Here is a 15564-nt window from a genome sequence, read left to right as displayed (position 1 = left end):
AGGGTGGTCTCGCGAGACGGGCGCCCCGGAGACGCAGGTGCCACCTGACGACACCAACTCGCAACCACCGTCGGACGGCCGACCGGCCGCCGGCGCCAGGCAAAGGAGCATGACATGGCTGCTTTCACGGTGTGGAAGTTCGACGACCCGGGCGGCGCCGCACAGGCGGAGTCGGTCCTCGAGGGCTGCCAGACCGACGGGTTCCTCAAGATCATCGACCACGCGGTCGTCACGTGGCCCGTCGGCGAGGACAAGCCCCAGATGTCGCACAGCAACGACGAGAAGTGGCGCGGCACCGGGTGGGGCGCGCTCTGGGGTGTCCTCGTCGGGGCGCTCTTCTTCGTCCCGGTCGTCGGCGGCATCGTCGGTGCGGGGATCGGTGCCATCAGCAAGATCACCGAGGACGCGGGGATCACCAAGGAGCAGCTGGAGACCATCCGGACCGAGGTGACCCCGGGCACCTCCGCCCTCTTCGTCGTCACCGAGGACGGCGACCTGGACCGGGTCGGTGAGCGTTTCCGCGGGATGCACAACACCCTCATCGCCACGAACCTCACCGACGGGGAGCGCGACATGCTCCTCGAGAGCTTCGGCGGGCGCTGAACACGGGCACGCAGACGCGAACGGCCCCCGACCGGTGTCTCGCCGATCGGGGGCCGTCTCGTGCTGGTGGGCGATACTGGGTTTGAACCAGTGACCTCTTCCGTGTCAAGGAAGCGCGCTACCACTGCGCCAATCGCCCTCTGGTGGTGCGCGATCCGGGCTCTGCCGGACCGCCAACGGAAGGGCCCCACGACCGGGGTCGTGAGGCCTCCCTGTTGGAGCGGACGACCGGGCTCGAACCGGCGACCTCAACCTTGGCAAGGTTGCGCTCTACCAACTGAGCTACGTCCGCAGGAGCCACTCTCGCGGCTGCAGGCAGGACACTATCCGAAGGAGCCGCCCAGTGCACAATCGGCCCCGACCCCGGCGGAGGCACTGGGGTGCTAGGGGATTCGGATGTCGGCCACGACCATGTTGTGGTCGGACGGCCGTGCACAGTCGGAGGCGGCCATGACGTTCTCCCAGCGGGGCGCACCCCACACGCCCTTGACCGTGACGACGTCGAGGCGACTCCCCCACCCGCTACCAGGCACCGCGAGCGCGCACGCGAAATGGTTCATCGTCGTGTACCGCGAGTTGACCTGGGTCACCGCTGCCGCAGTGTCGTAGTAGCCGGCGGACACCAGTGCGTCATGGGCGTCGTATCCGCCCTGGTTGTTCTGGTATGTGTTCAGATCGCCGGCCAGGACGACGGGCAGACGGCCGGTGTTGAGCTGGTCGAGCCTCGCCATGACGGCCTTGACCTGCGTGGCACGCAGCCGTTCGTAGGTGCGCTCCGTGGCGTAGGTCGTGCTCTGACGCTGGTCCAGGTGGGCCGACACCACCCAGAACTGGCGTCCGCTCGCACGGTCGGCGAGCAGGGCGTAGGAGGCCCGACGCCGGATCCAGGCGTTGTCGCCGGACAGGGCCGGCAAGAGGATCGTGCACGACGCGGAGTAGCTGTCGGTGGACAGGGGTTTGGTGTCCGAGCGCTCCGGGCAGGAGCTCACGAGCCGATAGCGGCCCGTGTCGTAGAGGATCCGGGCGCCCTGGATGCCCTCCGGCAGCCCCGGGGCCACGAAACGGGTGCTGCGCACGAGGCGGTAACGCGAGCCGCCATGGGCTGCAAGCGAGTCGAGCAGGGACTGGACCTGGTTCAGGCTGCCGACGGTCGTCGGCTGGCTGCTGCCGTCCGCTCGTCCGATGCCGAGCTCCTGGAGGCTGACGACACCGGGGTTGCGGGACAGGATCGTGGTTGCGATGCCCGGGACGCGGGACGTCCAGGGGCGCACTCCGGTCGTTGCCGTCGCGGTGTGCACGTTGTAGGTGGCGACGCGAAGGGACAGTCCGGCCGAGCTGGGCGTGCCCTGCTTGACCGCGACGTTCTGCAGGTACGGCCAGCTACGCGTCGTCGTGCCGGCCGTGGTGTGGTTGATCGCCTTGAACCGGTAGTACAGGTGGTTCGCCGACGAGGCGCCGGCTCCGGCCGACGCGACCTGTGCGGCGGTCAGCGTGACTGACCGACGGCCCGGCGAGATCGTGAAGTAGGTGGGTTGGCGCCCGTGGTCGGGCAGCACGGGGTCACCGACCTTGAACGTGGTCAGACCGGTCTCGATGACGAACGACGTGGTGTTCGCCCCGGATGCCGACCAGCTGAAGGTGACTTGGCCGGCGTACGGCCCAGGCCGGGCGGTGACCGCCGAGATGGCGCCCGGAACGGCCGGTGCCGCCTGGGCCGGGGAGGACGTCGCCATGGCAGGGACGACGATCGCGACGACGGCCACCGCGCGTGCGGTGACGGTCAGGAATTGACGGCGCACGGCGGCTCCTCCGGTTCAGGCCTTGCGCGAAGATTATCCGTTCTGACCGGATTGCCGGGTGCGAATCGGGAACAGCAACGGCCCCCGGACACGATGCGTGTCCGGGGGCCGTCGTCCGGTGGGCGATACTGGGTTTGAACCAGTGACCTCTTCCGTGTCAAGGAAGCGCGCTACCACTGCGCCAATCGCCCTGGGGGTGTTGCTACCCGAGGTGGAGACGGGATTTGAACCCGTGTACGCGGCTTTGCAGGCCGCTGCCTCGCCTCTCGGCCACTCCACCGTGTGAAGGCAAGTACCGATTTGCCTCCGAGCGGACGACCGGGCTCGAACCGGCGACCTCAACCTTGGCAAGGTTGCGCTCTACCAACTGAGCTACGTCCGCGGGAACACCAGCGATGTAACTTCCCCGCCCGGTGCGAGGTAGACATTAGCGGATGGATCTGCGCGACACCAAACCGGTCCCGCGCTCCCCTGCGACGTCCTCCGGAGCGCCGGCGTCCTCCGGGGGTTCGGACGCGTCGGGCACCCGGGTGCGGCGGCTGCGCGCCACCTGGCGCTCCTCGGCGCGCCGGCGGGCGAGCCACTCGGCGAGGCCGGGCGGCCGGTGCTCGGTCAGCTCCACCGGCCACAGGACGCGGGTGGCCGCGTTGAGTCCGGCACCGATGAGGATGGCGAGGGCGAGGAAGTAGAGCCAGATGAGCAGGACGATCGGCGCGCTGAGGGGGCCGTAGATCGTCGAGCCCCCGAGGGACGCCTCGAGCGAGATGCGCACGAGGTAGGAGGCACCGAGCCAGATCGCGAGGGCGAGCAGGGCACCGGGGACGTCGCGCCACCACGGCCCGCGCCGCGGCGTCGCCACGTGGTAGAGGGTCGTCAGGGCCACGACGCTGAAGACGAGGACCGCCGGCCAGTAGAGGTAGCGCAGGAAGCCGAGCGAGTCCGGCAGCCACCCCGACACCAGCTGCGGACCGAGCAGCACGAGCGGCAGCAGGATGATGCCGGCCACCGTACTGACCGTGTAGAGCGCGAGGCTCAGGGCCCGCAGCCGGATGATGCCGCGCACGTCCTTCTGCCCGTACATGATCGAGACGGTGTCGATGAAGACGTTGAGGGCGCGCGAGCCGGACCACAGCGACAGGAGGAAGCCGACCGAGACGAGCTCGGGCCGGCCCCGGCCGAGAACGTCCTGGACGGTCGGTACGAGCAGGTCGCTGATGCTGTCCTCGGTGAGGAAGCGCGCCGCGTACTCGCGGATCGACTCGACGACGGTGTCGACGTTCTCGGGCCCGATCCAGGCACTGACGTAGCCGAGCCCGCCGAAGAGGCCGAGCACGAGCGGGGGCAGGGAGAGGAGCATGAAGAAGGCGGCCTCGGCGGCCAGGCCGGTGACCCGGTAGTCGAGGCAGACGTCGACGGTCCGCACGGTGAGCCGCCCGACGGCCAGGCCGCCGGGTACCCGTCGCAGGGTCGTCCGCACCCGCTCCTTGACCGTCATCGGCACGAGGCTATCCGCAGCGCCGTGCGCGTGAGGAGCGTGACACCGCGCGCTCCGCTCCGGACGCGTCGGGGCGCCCTACGCTCGGGCGATGAGCACGCACGAGGTGACCAACCAGGTGCCGCCCTACGAGGGCCACGACCTCCTCGCGGAGGACCCCGCCCTCGCCGAGGCCGTGCGCCGGTGGGTTCCGGAGGCGGACGTCGAGGGCCCCGACGGGCTGGCCGACCTCGCACGTCGCGCCGGCTCGGCCGAGGCCCTCGAGCACGGCCGTCTCGCCGACACCCACCCGCCGGTCCTGCGCACCCACGATGCACGCGGCAACCGCATCGACGAGGTCGAGTTCCATCCCTCCTGGCATTGGCTGATGGAGCGCGCCGTCGGCACGGGCCTCACGGCCGAGCCGTGGACGCGTCCGGCCGGGTCGGGTGCTCACGCCCGTCGCGCCGCCGGCTTCATGATCTGGTCCCGGGTCGAGGCCGGCCACGGCTGTCCCGTCTCGATGACCTACGCCGCGGGCTCGGCGCTGCGCCACGACCCGACGCTGGCCGAGCGCTGGCTGCCGGCGCTGGCCAGCCGCCGCTACGAGTTCGGCATCCGGCCCGTGACGACCAAGGCCGGGGCGGTCGCCGGGATGGGGATGACCGAGAAGCAGGGCGGCTCGGACGTGCGCGCCAACACGACGCAGGCGGCGCCCGCCCCCGGCGGCCCGCTGCCCGGCGAGACGTACCGTCTGACCGGCCACAAGTGGTTCTGCTCGGCGCCGATGTCGGACGTCTTCCTCGTGCTCGCCCAGGCGCCGGGCGGACTGACGTGCTTCGTCGTGCCGCGCGCCCTCGACGACGGCAGCCGCAACACCTTCGCCCTCCAGCGCCTCAAGGACAAGCTCGGCAACCACTCGAACGCCTCGAGCGAGGTCGAGCTCGACGGCACGTGGGGCAGTCGCCTCGGGGAGGAGGGCCGCGGCGTCCGCACCATCATCGACATGGTCGGCGCGACGCGTCTGGACTGCGTGCTCGGCTCGACGGCGACGACGCGCGACGCCGTGGCCCGCGCCGTGCACCACGCCCGGCACCGCAGCGCCTTCGGGGCGCGGCTGATCGACCAGCCGCTCATGCGCAACGTGCTCGCCGACCTCGCCCTCGAGGCCGAGGCCGCCACCGTCCTCTCGATGCGGCTCGCGCACGCGGTCGACGCCGGCGAGACCGACCTGGCCCGCCTCGGCGTCGCCCTCGGCAAGTTCTGGGTGTGCAAGCGCACGGCGCCGGTCGTCGCCGAGGCCCTCGAGTGCCTGGGCGGCAACGGTTACGTCGAGGAGAACGGCCTGGCCCGCCTCTACCGCGAGGCGCCCCTCAACTCCATCTGGGAGGGCTCGGGCAACGTCAACGCGCTCGACGTCGTCCGGGCGCTCGACCGCGAGCCAGCGAGCCTCGAGGCGCTCGAGAAGGAGCTGCACCGGGTCCGCGGCCGCATCCGCGAGCTCGACCTGCTCGTCGACTCCGCGGTGGGGCGGGCCCGCTCGCTCGACCCCGGGACCGCGGCGGCGGCCTTCGAGGCCCGGTCGGTCGTCGAGGGCCTGGCGCTCGCGCTGCGGGCAGTCCTCGTCGTCGAGCACTCCCCCGCCGCCGTGGCCGACGCGTTCGTCGCGAGCCGCGTCGCCAGTGGGCGTGGGGCACGGGGAACCGTCTTCGGCACGCTCGGCGCCGACCTCGCCGGGTCTGCCGGCGCGGTGCTCGACCGCGCCGGCTGACGGCTAGCTCTCGGAGAGGCGGCGCTTCTCGACCTCGACGTCGAAGTCGGCCTCGGGCCACTGCAGGTGCATCTCGCGCAGCGCCTCGAGGAGCAGCTGCTGGATGGCGAGGCGCGCGTACCACTTGCGGTCGGCCGGCACGACGTACCACGGCGACCCGACGGTGGAGCACTTGGTGAGGGCCGCCTGGTAGGCCTCCATGTAGTCGAGCCAGCGGCTGCGCTCGTCGACGTCGCCGGGGTTGTACTTCCAGTGCTTGTCGGGCCGGTCGAGGCGCTCCTGCAGCCGGGCGAGCTGCTCGTCCTTGGAGAGGTGGAGCATCACCTTGACGACCTGCGTGCCGGACCGCTCGACCTCGCGCTCGAAGGCGTTGATCTGGGCGTACCGCTTGCGCCAGACCTCCGGCGGCACCAGCTCGTGCACCCGGACGACGAGGACGTCCTCGTAGTGTGAGCGGTCGAAGACGCCGAGCTGTCCCGGGCCGGGCAGGGCCCGCTCGATCCGCCAGAGGAAGTCGTGCTTCTTCTCCTCGTCGCTCGGCGCCTTGAACGCGGTCGCCTTGACGCCCTCGGGGTTGACCGACACGACATGGCGCATGATCCCGCCCTTGCCCGAGGTGTCCATGCCCTGCACGACGAGCAGCAGCGAGCGGCGCGAGCCGGCCGTCGACTCGGCCCACAGCCGCTCGAGCAGGTCACCGAGCTCGGCCTCGCCGGCGGCGAGTGCCGCCTCGCCCGCGACCTTGTCGCCGTCGAAGGCCGGTGTCGATCCTGGGTCGAGGTCGGCGAGCACGAACCCCTTGCCAACCCGCAGCGCGTCGGCGAAGCCGTTGAGGACGGCTCCCTCGCCGACCGCGTCGGCGGTGGCCTCGGCGACCTTCCGGGCCTTCTTCTCGGCTTTCTTGCGGCCCTTGTCGGACCCCTTCTTCGACCCCTTCTTGCCCATGGTCGTCATCCTGCCCGACGCGCGGTCGCCGCAGGGGCGAGGCGAGGCACGCATCGTGGCCGCGGCCGACGAGGCCGAGTGGCCATACTGGCCGCATGCGCCTCCTCGTGCCCGGCCAGTCCGGCCTCGACCCGTTCACCGAGCTCGACGCCGACGGCCTGGCGGCGGCCTACCGGCCCCCGGCCGACACGTGGCTGCGGGCCAACATGGTCACGACGATCGACGGCGCTGCCACGGGTCCCGACGGGCGGTCCGGCTCGATCAACACCGACGCCGACCACGTGGTGTTCGAGCTGCTCCGGGCGCTGAGCCACGGCGTCGTCGTGGGGGCGGGCACCGTCCGCGCCGAGGGCTACCCCGCCCTCGCGGTCGACGCGTCGCTGACGGCGCTGCGCGCCCAGGAGGGTCTCCCCGAGGCGCTGCCTCTCGTCGTCGTCAGCAACTCGGGGCAGGTGCCGGACTCGGTGCGCCCGTTCACCGACGGCTCGGTGCTGCTCGCGGTGCCGGCCGGCTCGGACGGTCTCGGTGCGGCCCGAGAGGCCTTGGGTGCCGACAACGTGCTCGTGCACGGCACCGACCGCGTCGACCTCGCCTCCCTCGTCGCCGACCTCCACGCCCGGGGCTGGACCCGGCTGCACAGCGAGGGCGGCCCCGGCCTGCTCGGCAGCCTGCTCGCGGCAGGGCTCGTCGACGAGCTGTGCTTCACCGTGACGCCCGCGGTCGTCGCAGGCGAGGCGCGGCGACCCGTCTCCGGTCCCGCGCTCGACGTCGACCTCGACCTCGAGGTGCTCGTCGAGCAGGACGCCACCCTGCTCGGTCGCTGGCTCGTGCGGCGCTGAGCCTCAGCGCCCGACGCGTCGGGGCGGCGGACCGAGGCCGCCGACGAACTCCCCGACGACCCGCTCCCACCGCTCGACGTCGTGGTTCCACTCGCGGCAGTGACGAGCCACCTGCCACCGCTCGAACCGGACGAGGTCGGGCCGTCGCGCCGCGAGCGCGACCGCGGGCCCGATCGGGACGAAGTCGTCGCCGTCGGAGTGGATGACGAGCATCGGCACCCGCAGCTCGTCGGCGCGGGCCACCCAGTCGGTGCGGGCCACGTCGATGGGCTCGCGGACACCGACCAGGCGGCGGCTGCGCGCGGATCCCATGAGGTCGGTGGCCACCCGCACGAGCGGTCCGGGCAGACGGTGCAACCTCCCGTGGTGGCGCAGCACCACGCCCCAGTCGAGCACCGCCGAGTCGAGGGCCACCCCGACGACACGGTCGGCGAGCGGCGAGCGGTCCAGGGCCTGCAGCACGACCGCCCCGCCCATCGACCAGCCGAACAGGAGCAGCCGGCGCGCGCCGTGGGACACGGCGTGGGCCATGGCCGCCTCGACGTCGCGCCACTCCGAGAGCCCGAGGTTGTACCGGCCGTCCGGGCCCCGCGGGGCGTCGCGATCGTTGCGGTAGGACGTGACGAGGCAGGTCCAGCCCGCCTCGCGCAGCACCGGCACGGCTCGCAGCGTCTCCTCCCGGCGAGCACCGCGTCCGTGGACGAGCACGGCCCAGTCGCGCCCGCGCCGGCGCCCCCGCGACGCGGCGCCATCGGGGCGCACGACCCAGCCGGGCAGCGGGCCGACGTCCGAGAGCACCGAGACGTCCTCGTCGGGCAGCCCGAGGCTGACGCGCGGCCGGTCCCAGTAGTAGTACTGGTTCCACCGGGCCGGGCCGGGCGTGAGCCGGCCCCGGTCGACCGACAGCAGCCGTCGGGTCACCGACGCGTCGTCGGCCGCGACGATCTCCCCGACGCGGGCGTGGCCGAGGCCGCCGTCGAGCCACAGCCCGTAGCGGCCGGGCACGACCGGGTCGGGCGCCGCGGCGAACAGCACCGTGTGCTCGTCGCACTCGAGGACGACGACGTCGTCGGGCTGCAGCTCGTCCGGGGTCAGGACGCGGCGGGCGAAGTAGGCGGCGGCCGCCACCGACCCGGCGGCGGCCCCGACGGCGGTGCCGGCCCCCGCCGCGGCCGCGGCGAGGAGCGGACGCGGGACCCTCTGGCGCTGCTCCACGGGCCCCATGGTGGCAAAGCCTGCCCCGCGCGTCCCAGCAGCACCACTTTCCGGCGGTTCTCGTATCAAAACGGGCGAACCGGAGCTCGGTAGGAGCAGGGAGCCTCGGGCGGACGCCTCCACCGGCCGGACCCGACCGCTCCCGGGTCCACCACCAGGACCGTCGCCGGCAGGGGACGACGACCTTCGGGGTCGTGACGTCGCGCCAGCCGCCTCCGGGGCCGCGCCGGGAAGCACCGGCGCCGGCCACCCGCCCAACCCTCGCGTCCCACGAAAGGGGACCACCGTGCTCAACGGAATGCGCCGCGGCGCACTCTCGATCATCGCAACCGGAGCCCTCGTCGCCGTCCCGACCGTCGCGTCAGGCGCCGGCGTCACGCCGGCCACCTACGACGACTCGCTCGACCCGGGCCAGACCGTCCACGTGACCAAGACCGTCACCACACCGGAGATCCCGCCCAAGCCCGACATCGTCCTCGTCGTCGACGAGACCGGCAGCATGGGCTCGGCCATCGCCAACGTGAAGTCGGAGATGAGCTCGATCGTCACGAGCGTGCAGGGGGCGCAGCCGCTCGCGCAGTTCGCGGTGTCCTCCTACCGCGACGTCAGCGACGGGGCGCAGCTCTTCCAGGTCGAGACCGGGCTCACCGGCGACCAGACGACCGCGCAGAACGCCATCGACAGCCTCTCCGCGGGCGGCGGCGGCGATCTGCAGGAGGGTCAGCTGAACGCTCTCTGGGAGGTCGGCTCGGGCGGCAACGCCATCGCCTACCGTCCCGGCTCGACGCGCATCGTCGTCTGGTTCGGCGACGCGAGCGGCCACGACCCGAGCAACGGTCACACCGAGGCGGACGCCCTCGCCTCCCTGCAGGGCGTGTCGGCCCAGGTCATCGCGATCAACGTCAGCTCGGGGTCCGGCGACGGGCTCGACGCCACGGGCCAGGCCACGCGCATCACGTCCGCCACCTCGGGCACGTTCTTCCCGAGCGTCGCCCCCGGCGGCGTGGCCTCGGCCATCCTCGCCGGGCTCGGCAACCTGCCTGCGGAGGTCACGGCGAACGCGTCGTGCGACCCCGGCCTGTCGGTGGCGTACTCGCCGTCGCTGCCGCAGACCGTGACGAGCGGCACCGACCTCGTCCTCGACGAGGCGATCACCGTGGCGGCCGACGCGCCGCAGGGCTCGACCCTGACGTGCACGACGACGTTCCTCGTCAACGGCACCGACGCCGGACCGGACTTCGTCCAGACCGTCCGCATCGCCGTCAACGACGTGACCCCGCCGACGGCCGCCTGCGGGCCGGGCGTCAACCCGGCGGGCAAGACGCCGCCCGGGTACGCGTCAGCCGGCTTCTACCGGCTGCTCGCGAGCGACAACCTGCCCGGGGTGTCGGTGACCGTGTCCGACACGGCCTCCTCGGCCTCGTTCGGCCCGTACGCGCCCGGCACGGCGATCAAGCTGACGCAGGCGCCGGGGGCCACCCCCTCGGCCGTGCCCGGATCGGGCGCCGTCGACTGGCACGTGACGGTCAGGGGCGACCTGCTCGTCACCGCCACCGACGCCGCGGGCAACACCGCCACGGCCACGTGTTCAGTCCCGCCGAAGCAGAAGTGACGGACCAGGGCTGAGCCGAGCGGCCCGGGCGTGCGCAACCGGCACGCCCGGGCCGTTCCCTGCCGGGACCCCCGCCGAGACCCTCGCCGGGCACAAATGCGGGTGCCGCGGCGTTGCCCGGTCATGAGCGACCAGAGCACCTCCCGCCAGCCGTACGCCGTCCAGCGCACCGACGCGGAGTGGCGTGACGCCCTCTCCCCCGCCGAGTACCAGGTGCTGCGCGAAGCCGGCACCGAGCGCGCCTTCACCGGTGAGTACACCGACACCAAGACCCAGGGCGTCTACTCGTGCCGGGCATGCGGGGCCGAGCTGTTCCGCAGCGACACGAAGTTCGAGTCGCACTGCGGGTGGCCGTCCTTCTACGCCCCGCTCGCCGGCGACAGCGTCGAGTACATCGAGGACGTCAGCTTCGGCATGAAGCGCGTCGAGGTGCGCTGCGCCACGTGCGGCTCGCACCTCGGGCACGTGTTCGAGGGTGAGGGCTACGACACCCCGACCGACCAGCGCTACTGCATCAACTCGATCTCGCTGCGACTCGAGCCCGCCGGTGACGGATCCACCGGCACCGACGCGTCGCCGGGCGCCGGAGGGCCCACGCCGTAGGTTGGGGTCATGGCCGGGGACGACGACCTGCGCATCGGCAGCCAGGAGCGCGAGGAGGCCCTCAGCGCTCTGGCGGCGCACCACGAGGCCGGGCGCCTCGACGCGTTCGAGTACGAGGACCGGCGCGGGCGGGCCACCGACGCCGTCACCCGCAGCGACCTCAAGGCCCTGTTCACCGACCTGCCCGAGCCTCGTCCGACGTTCGACAGCGTGACGGGGGCGGCCGGCGCGATCACGCCGGCCGGGCGGCCGACGACGTCGCTCGGCGAACGCATCGGCCGGACCCTCGTAGTCCTGTCGCCGTTCGTCGCGCTCCTGGTGTTCGCGCGCACGGGCGAGTGGTTCGTGTTCCTGTTCATCCCGATGGCGGCCGGCCTCGGGAGGCTGTTCCGGGGCGACTGACCTCGGACCCGACCGGCCCGACCCACCCCGGCCGAGGCGTGCGCCTCAGCGCAGGTTGGCGACGAGCTGCGCGGGCTCGATCCGTGGCCCGGTGAAGAACGGGACCTCCTCGCGCACGTGCAGCCGGGCGCGGGACGCACGCAGCTCGCGCATGAGGTCGACGATGCGGTGGAGCTCGTCGGCCTCGAAGGCGAGGAGCCACTCGTAGTCGCCGAGCGCGAACGAGGCGATGGTGTTGGCGCGCACGTCGGGGTAGTCGCGCGCCATCTGGCCGTGCTCGCGCAGCAGGTCGCGCCGCTCGGAGTCCTCGAGCAGGTACCACTCGTAGGAGCGCACGAACGGGTAGACGCAGAGGTACTGGCGCGTCTCCTCCTCGGCCATGAACGCCGGGATGTGGCTCTTGTTGAACTCGGCCGGGCGGTGCAGGGCCGCCGAGCTCCAGACCGGCTCGAGGTGCTGGCCGAGCTCGGTGCGCAGCAGCCGGTGGTAGGCCGACTGCAGCTGCTCGATCGACTCGGCGTGCCACCAGACCATGAGGTCGGCGTCGCCGCGCAGGCCGGCGACGTCGTACAGGCCCCGGACCACGACGCCCTCGGTGGCGATCTCGGCGAGGAAGCCCCCGAGCTCGGCGAGCATGGCATCACGGTCGTCGCCGAGCGGCGTGGCCGACGCGAACACCGACCACATGCTGTAGCGGATCGTGTCGTTGATCTCCCGCATCCGGGACGGGGTCAGGCGCTCGCTCATGGCCTCATCATCCCAAGGCGCCCGCGGGGTCCGGCCACCGGGTCAGGACCGCGCGGGCGGCCGCGCGCCCCGAGCCGATGCAGGCCGGGATGCCGACCCCGTCGTAGGCGGCACCGCAGACGGCGACCCCCGGGGGCAGACGGCGAGCCGCCCCGACGCGAGCCATGTGACCGACGGCGTACTGCGGCAGACCGCCGCCCCAGCGCTGCACGTGGACCGCACTCGGGTCGGGCAGGCCGTCGCCGAGCACACGGTGCAGGTCGGCGACCGCCGTGGCCACGAGGTCGTCGTCGGAGCGCTGCAGCGTCGCCTCGTCGCGGTGCCTGCCGAGCGAGGCGCGCAGGAACGTCCGGTCCGGGTGCGCGCGCGCCAGCCAGGGCCACTTGACGGTGCTGAACGTCGAGGCCTTGATCGACAGGGGCTCGGTCGGCGGCACGAGGAAGCCGCTGCCCTCGAGCACCGAGGGGGGCGGTCCGTCGAGGCAGAGGGTGACGATCGCCATCGACGCGTACTCGATGCCGGCCAGGGCCGCGGCGGCGTCGGGGGCCACGTCGGCGAGCAGGCGCGCGGTGGGCCGGGCGGGGGTCGCGAGGACGACGGCGTCGAACCGCTCGTCCACCTCCGCCGTCGTGGGGCCGGTCGTGATGACCCAGCCGGCGCCGTCGGCGCGCAGCCGGCGCACCACCGCGCCTGTCCGCAGCCGCACGCCGGCGTCCACGAGCGCGTCGGCCAACGCCGCAGGGAGCGTGCCGAGGCCGCCCTCGAGGGTGGCGAAGACCGGTCGCCCGGCCGATGTCACGGCGGCCGAGGCGGCCTCCCGTGCGACCTCGAGGAGGGAGCGTCCCTCGCGCGCGGCCCTGGCCAGCGCCGGGACCGCCGCCTCCGCGGAGATCGCGCGGGCGTGGCCGGCGTACACCCCGGCCAGGAGGGGTTCGACGAGGCGGTCGGTGACGGCCGGGCCGAGGCGCGCGTCGACGAGGTCGCCGACGGAGATGTCGGCACCGCCGGAGGGGACGGGGTGCTCGGCCCGCACCCGCGCGACCTCGGCGTCGGACAGCAGCCCGTGCAGGGAGTCGGGGTCGGAGGGAACGCCCATGAGGGTGCCCTTGGGCAGTGGCCGGCGCCGGCCGCCCGCGACGACCGAGGCCCCGACGGCGGCCGGGTGGGCCAGGCGGCCCGAGAGGCCCAGCTCCTCGACGAGGGCGAGCGCCTCGGGTCGGCGGGCGAGCACCGACTCGGCGCCGACGTCGACGGCGATCCCCCCGACGTCGGCCAGGCGCAGCTTGCCTCCCACCCGGTCGGTCGACTCGAGCACCGTGACGTCGAGGTCGCCGGCCGCTCGAGCCAGCTCCCACGCGGCCGCGAGCCCGCTGATCCCGCCACCGACGACCGCCACGCTCCTGCGCCCCATGCGCCCACTGTCGCACTCCGTACCTCGGCCGCGAGCGCGGGGGCGGGGCCGGGGTCCACCGGGCGCGAATGTGAGGATGGGGAGATGACCGCGCAGGCCGCCCCGGAGACCTACGGTGCCGCCGAGCTGTCCGGTCTGGTCGGCGTCGCGGCACGCGTCATCGCCGCGCTGGGTGAGGTCGGCGTCGGCGTGCTCACCCTCGTCGAGACGGTCGTGCCCCCGATCCCGAGTGAGGTCGTGCTGCCGCTCGCCGGGTTCATCGCCCGGCAGGGCGAGCTCAACCTGTTCCTGCTGCTCGTCGCGAGCACGCTCGGCGCGTACGCCGGTGCGCTCGTCCTCTACCTGCTCGCGGCCCGCCTGGGCCCGGACCGCGCCATCGACCTGCTCGCCCGGCTGCCGCTCGTCGACCGCGAGGACTTCCTCCGCGCCACCCAGTGGTTCATGGCGCACGGACGGCGCTCGGTGCTCTTCGGGCGTCTCGTCCCGGGGGTGCGGAGCCTCGTCTCCCTGCCCGCCGGGGCGGTGCGGATGCCGCTCGGCCGGTTCAGCCTCATGACCGTCCTCGGGAGCGCCGTGTGGAACGGCACGCTCATCGGACTGGGCTGGGCGCTCGGGTCCCGCTACGAGCTCGTCGAGGAGTACTCGGGCCTGCTCGACTGGGTCGTCCTGTCGGCCGCCGCCGGCCTGCTCGGGTGGCTCGTGGTCCGGCACGTGCGTCGCAGCCGCGTCGCCACCGTCGACCGCGACGACGCCTGAGCCGCAGAGCCGCCCGCAACGTTCGGGGGTGCGTCCGTGTCTACCGGTCAGGACGTCGCCGCGGATGTGGCCGGAAGGGCCACCGGTCCGGGCGACCCGTCGGAAGGCTCGCCATGGACCCGTTCGCCCGCCTGCGCCCCCTCGTCGACCGCGTCCCGGCCGCTCGACGACGGTGGGTCGCCGCCGCACTCGTCGCCGTCGCGGTGCTCGCCCTCGCCGTGCCGGTCGGACTGACCGTCCTCGGCCGCGGTGCCACGTCGAGCACGTCGGCGCGCGGCTCGTTCGGCTCCGACACCGGCTCCGGCAGCGCGGGCCTGCCCCAGGCCCCCGGTGAGGGCAAGGGGCTGGCCCGGGGCGCGTCCACGGGGTCCGGTGCATCGTCGGGCACCAACGGCTCGAGCGGGTCGAACGGCGCCGGAGCCACGGGGTCGTCGGTGCTCGACGCGCTGCCCACCGATCTCGGGGTCCGGCTCGCACGGACGGCGTGGCTCGGCGTCAAGGTCGGGGACCTCGCCACCGCGAGCGCCCGGGCGCGGGTGGCCACGTCGGAGGCGGGCGGCGTCGTGACCTTCGAGAACGTCGTCACGGCCACCGACCCGACCGGCCTCTACGGGCCGCCGGACCGCGTCCCCTCCCCCGGCTCGACCGGTTCCGGCACCTCGTCCGAGAACTCCCTCGCGGCGCAGCCGGTCGGCGTCGACGAGGCCCGCATGGTGCTGAGCATCCCGGCCGACAAGCTCGACGGCGTCCTGACCGACCTGTCCGGCCTCGGCTCGGTGTCCTACCGCTCGTCGCAGAGCGAGGACGTCACCGAGACCTATGCCGATGCCCAGGCGCGGGTGCAGCCGGCCCGCGACAGCATCACCCGCGTGCGGGCCCTGCTCGCCAAGGCGACCGACCTCCAGCAGGTCGTCCTGCTCGAGAGCGAGCTGAGCCGGCGCCAGGCCGACCTCGACTCGCTCGTGCGGCGCCTGGCCGACCTCGAGCGTCGCACGACGTACAGCGACGTCACGTTGACGATGTGGACCGCGGCGACGACACCGGTCGTGGCCGCCACCGGTGACGACGTCACCTCACGGCTGCGCGGCGCGTGGGAGGGCCTGCTCACCTCGGCCACCGTCATCGTCACCGGCCTCGCGGCGCTGCTGCCGTGGATCGTCGTCATCGGCCTCGGCGCGCTCGTCGTGCTCCGGCTCCGTCGCCGCCGCACCGCCGGCTCCCCGCTGCCGGCCCTCGCGACGGCGGGGACGGCGTCCCCGGCCGGGTCGGTGGGAAGGTCGTCGACGACCGCGACCGGCGGCGTCGGGGGCCAGGGCACGCCGAACCCGGCGGGCCCCCCCGGCGGGGCGCCGGCACCCGCGTCCGACGACTGAGGCGCGTGCGGCCG

General features: G+C 73.4%; 14 protein-coding genes and 5 tRNA genes. 8 read left to right on the top strand and 11 right to left on the bottom strand.

The features are described from left to right. Nucleotides 1–114: 114 nt before the first annotated feature. A complete protein-coding gene (locus AC3A5R_RS08075) occupies nt 115–603 on the top strand; it encodes a DUF1269 domain-containing protein (protein ID WP_487620237.1) in 489 nt (162 codons plus the stop codon). A gap of 64 nt (nt 604–667) precedes the next feature. On the opposite strand, the gene AC3A5R_RS08070 is transcribed toward AC3A5R_RS08075, so the two are convergent. The 7 genes from AC3A5R_RS08070 to AC3A5R_RS08040 all read right to left on the bottom strand — a co-directional run bounded on the left by AC3A5R_RS08070 (nt 668) and on the right by AC3A5R_RS08040 (nt 3897). Continuing rightward, a tRNA-Val gene (locus AC3A5R_RS08070) sits at nt 668–742 on the bottom strand. Nucleotides 743–819: 77 nt separating this feature from the next. Next, a tRNA-Gly gene (locus AC3A5R_RS08065) sits at nt 820–895 on the bottom strand. Nucleotides 896–986: 91 nt separating this feature from the next. Beyond that, the gene (locus AC3A5R_RS08060) at nt 987–2402 is read right to left on the bottom strand and encodes an exonuclease/endonuclease/phosphatase family protein (protein ID WP_487620236.1); all 1416 of its coding nucleotides are present in this window, start codon (nt 2400–2402) and stop codon (nt 987–989) included. A gap of 119 nt (nt 2403–2521) precedes the next feature. Further along, nucleotides 2522–2593, bottom strand: a tRNA-Val gene (locus tag AC3A5R_RS08055). 18 nt (nt 2594–2611) lie between these two features. Further along, nucleotides 2612–2682: transfer RNA gene (locus AC3A5R_RS08050), tRNA-Cys, on the bottom strand. A 29-nt stretch (nt 2683–2711) separates the two neighbouring features. Next, nucleotides 2712–2784 (bottom strand) — tRNA-Gly (locus AC3A5R_RS08045). A 45-nt stretch (nt 2785–2829) separates the two neighbouring features. Then, the gene (locus AC3A5R_RS08040) at nt 2830–3897 is read right to left on the bottom strand and encodes a YihY/virulence factor BrkB family protein (protein ID WP_487620235.1); all 1068 of its coding nucleotides are present in this window, start codon (nt 3895–3897) and stop codon (nt 2830–2832) included. 91 nt (nt 3898–3988) lie between these two features. On the opposite strand from AC3A5R_RS08040, the gene AC3A5R_RS08035 reads away from it, so the two are divergent. Then, nucleotides 3989–5647 carry an acyl-CoA dehydrogenase family protein gene (locus tag AC3A5R_RS08035; protein WP_487620234.1) on the top strand — a complete coding sequence of 553 codons (1659 nt, stop codon included), beginning with the start codon at nt 3989–3991 and terminating at the stop codon, nt 5645–5647. Between the two features lie 3 nt (nt 5648–5650). Here AC3A5R_RS08035 and AC3A5R_RS08030 read toward each other — a convergent pair whose 3' ends face one another. Continuing rightward, nucleotides 5651–6592, bottom strand: coding sequence for a PPK2 family polyphosphate kinase (locus tag AC3A5R_RS08030; RefSeq protein ID WP_487620233.1), 942 nt, complete (start codon nt 6590–6592; stop codon nt 5651–5653). A 95-nt stretch (nt 6593–6687) separates the two neighbouring features. Here AC3A5R_RS08030 and AC3A5R_RS08025 point away from each other — a divergent pair, with 95 nt between their 5' ends. Then, nucleotides 6688–7431, top strand: coding sequence for a dihydrofolate reductase family protein (locus tag AC3A5R_RS08025; RefSeq protein WP_487620232.1), 744 nt, complete (start codon nt 6688–6690; stop codon nt 7429–7431). Between the two features lie 3 nt (nt 7432–7434). Here AC3A5R_RS08025 and AC3A5R_RS08020 read toward each other — a convergent pair whose 3' ends face one another. Then, nucleotides 7435–8655: an alpha/beta hydrolase family protein gene (locus AC3A5R_RS08020; RefSeq protein WP_487620231.1), complete on the bottom strand. Its 1221-nt coding sequence runs from the start codon at nt 8653–8655 to the stop codon at nt 7435–7437. 277 nt (nt 8656–8932) lie between these two features. Between AC3A5R_RS08020 and AC3A5R_RS08015 the strand changes: the two genes are divergently transcribed. The 3 genes from AC3A5R_RS08015 (at nt 8933) to AC3A5R_RS08005 (ending at nt 11263) form a co-directional block, all read left to right on the top strand. After that, a complete protein-coding gene (locus AC3A5R_RS08015; protein WP_487620230.1) occupies nt 8933–10258 on the top strand; it encodes a vWA domain-containing protein in 1326 nt (441 codons plus the stop codon). Between the two features lie 123 nt (nt 10259–10381). After that, entirely contained in the window at nt 10382–10861 is a 480-nt protein-coding gene (gene msrB / locus AC3A5R_RS08010) for a peptide-methionine (R)-S-oxide reductase MsrB (RefSeq protein ID WP_487620229.1), read from the top strand. 9 nt (nt 10862–10870) lie between these two features. Beyond that, nucleotides 10871–11263 carry a DUF1707 SHOCT-like domain-containing protein gene (locus AC3A5R_RS08005; protein WP_487620228.1) on the top strand — a complete coding sequence of 131 codons (393 nt, stop codon included), beginning with the start codon at nt 10871–10873 and terminating at the stop codon, nt 11261–11263. A gap of 45 nt (nt 11264–11308) precedes the next feature. Here AC3A5R_RS08005 and hemQ read toward each other — a convergent pair whose 3' ends face one another. Both hemQ and hemG read right to left on the bottom strand, forming a co-directional pair. Next, nucleotides 11309–12010: a hydrogen peroxide-dependent heme synthase gene (gene hemQ / locus AC3A5R_RS08000; RefSeq protein ID WP_487620227.1), complete on the bottom strand. Its 702-nt coding sequence runs from the start codon at nt 12008–12010 to the stop codon at nt 11309–11311. A 7-nt stretch (nt 12011–12017) separates the two neighbouring features. Then, complete coding sequence (gene hemG / locus AC3A5R_RS07995) at nt 12018–13421, bottom strand: protoporphyrinogen oxidase (protein ID WP_487620226.1); 1404 nt, start codon at nt 13419–13421, stop codon at nt 12018–12020. A gap of 84 nt (nt 13422–13505) precedes the next feature. Between hemG and AC3A5R_RS07990 the strand changes: the two genes are divergently transcribed. Next, the gene (locus tag AC3A5R_RS07990; RefSeq protein ID WP_487620225.1) at nt 13506–14177 is read left to right on the top strand and encodes a DedA family protein; all 672 of its coding nucleotides are present in this window, start codon (nt 13506–13508) and stop codon (nt 14175–14177) included. A 113-nt stretch (nt 14178–14290) separates the two neighbouring features. Then, nucleotides 14291–15550, top strand: a complete 1260-nt coding sequence (locus AC3A5R_RS07985) for a DUF4349 domain-containing protein (RefSeq protein WP_487620224.1) — start codon at nt 14291–14293, stop codon at nt 15548–15550. The last annotated feature ends 14 nt before the right edge of the window (nt 15551–15564 follow it).

It is taken from the genome of Intrasporangium sp. Soil_C_50 (assembly GCF_057656595.1).
The sequence above is the reverse complement of the archived record's forward strand: the minus strand, read 5'-3'. Positions and strand labels throughout refer to the sequence as shown.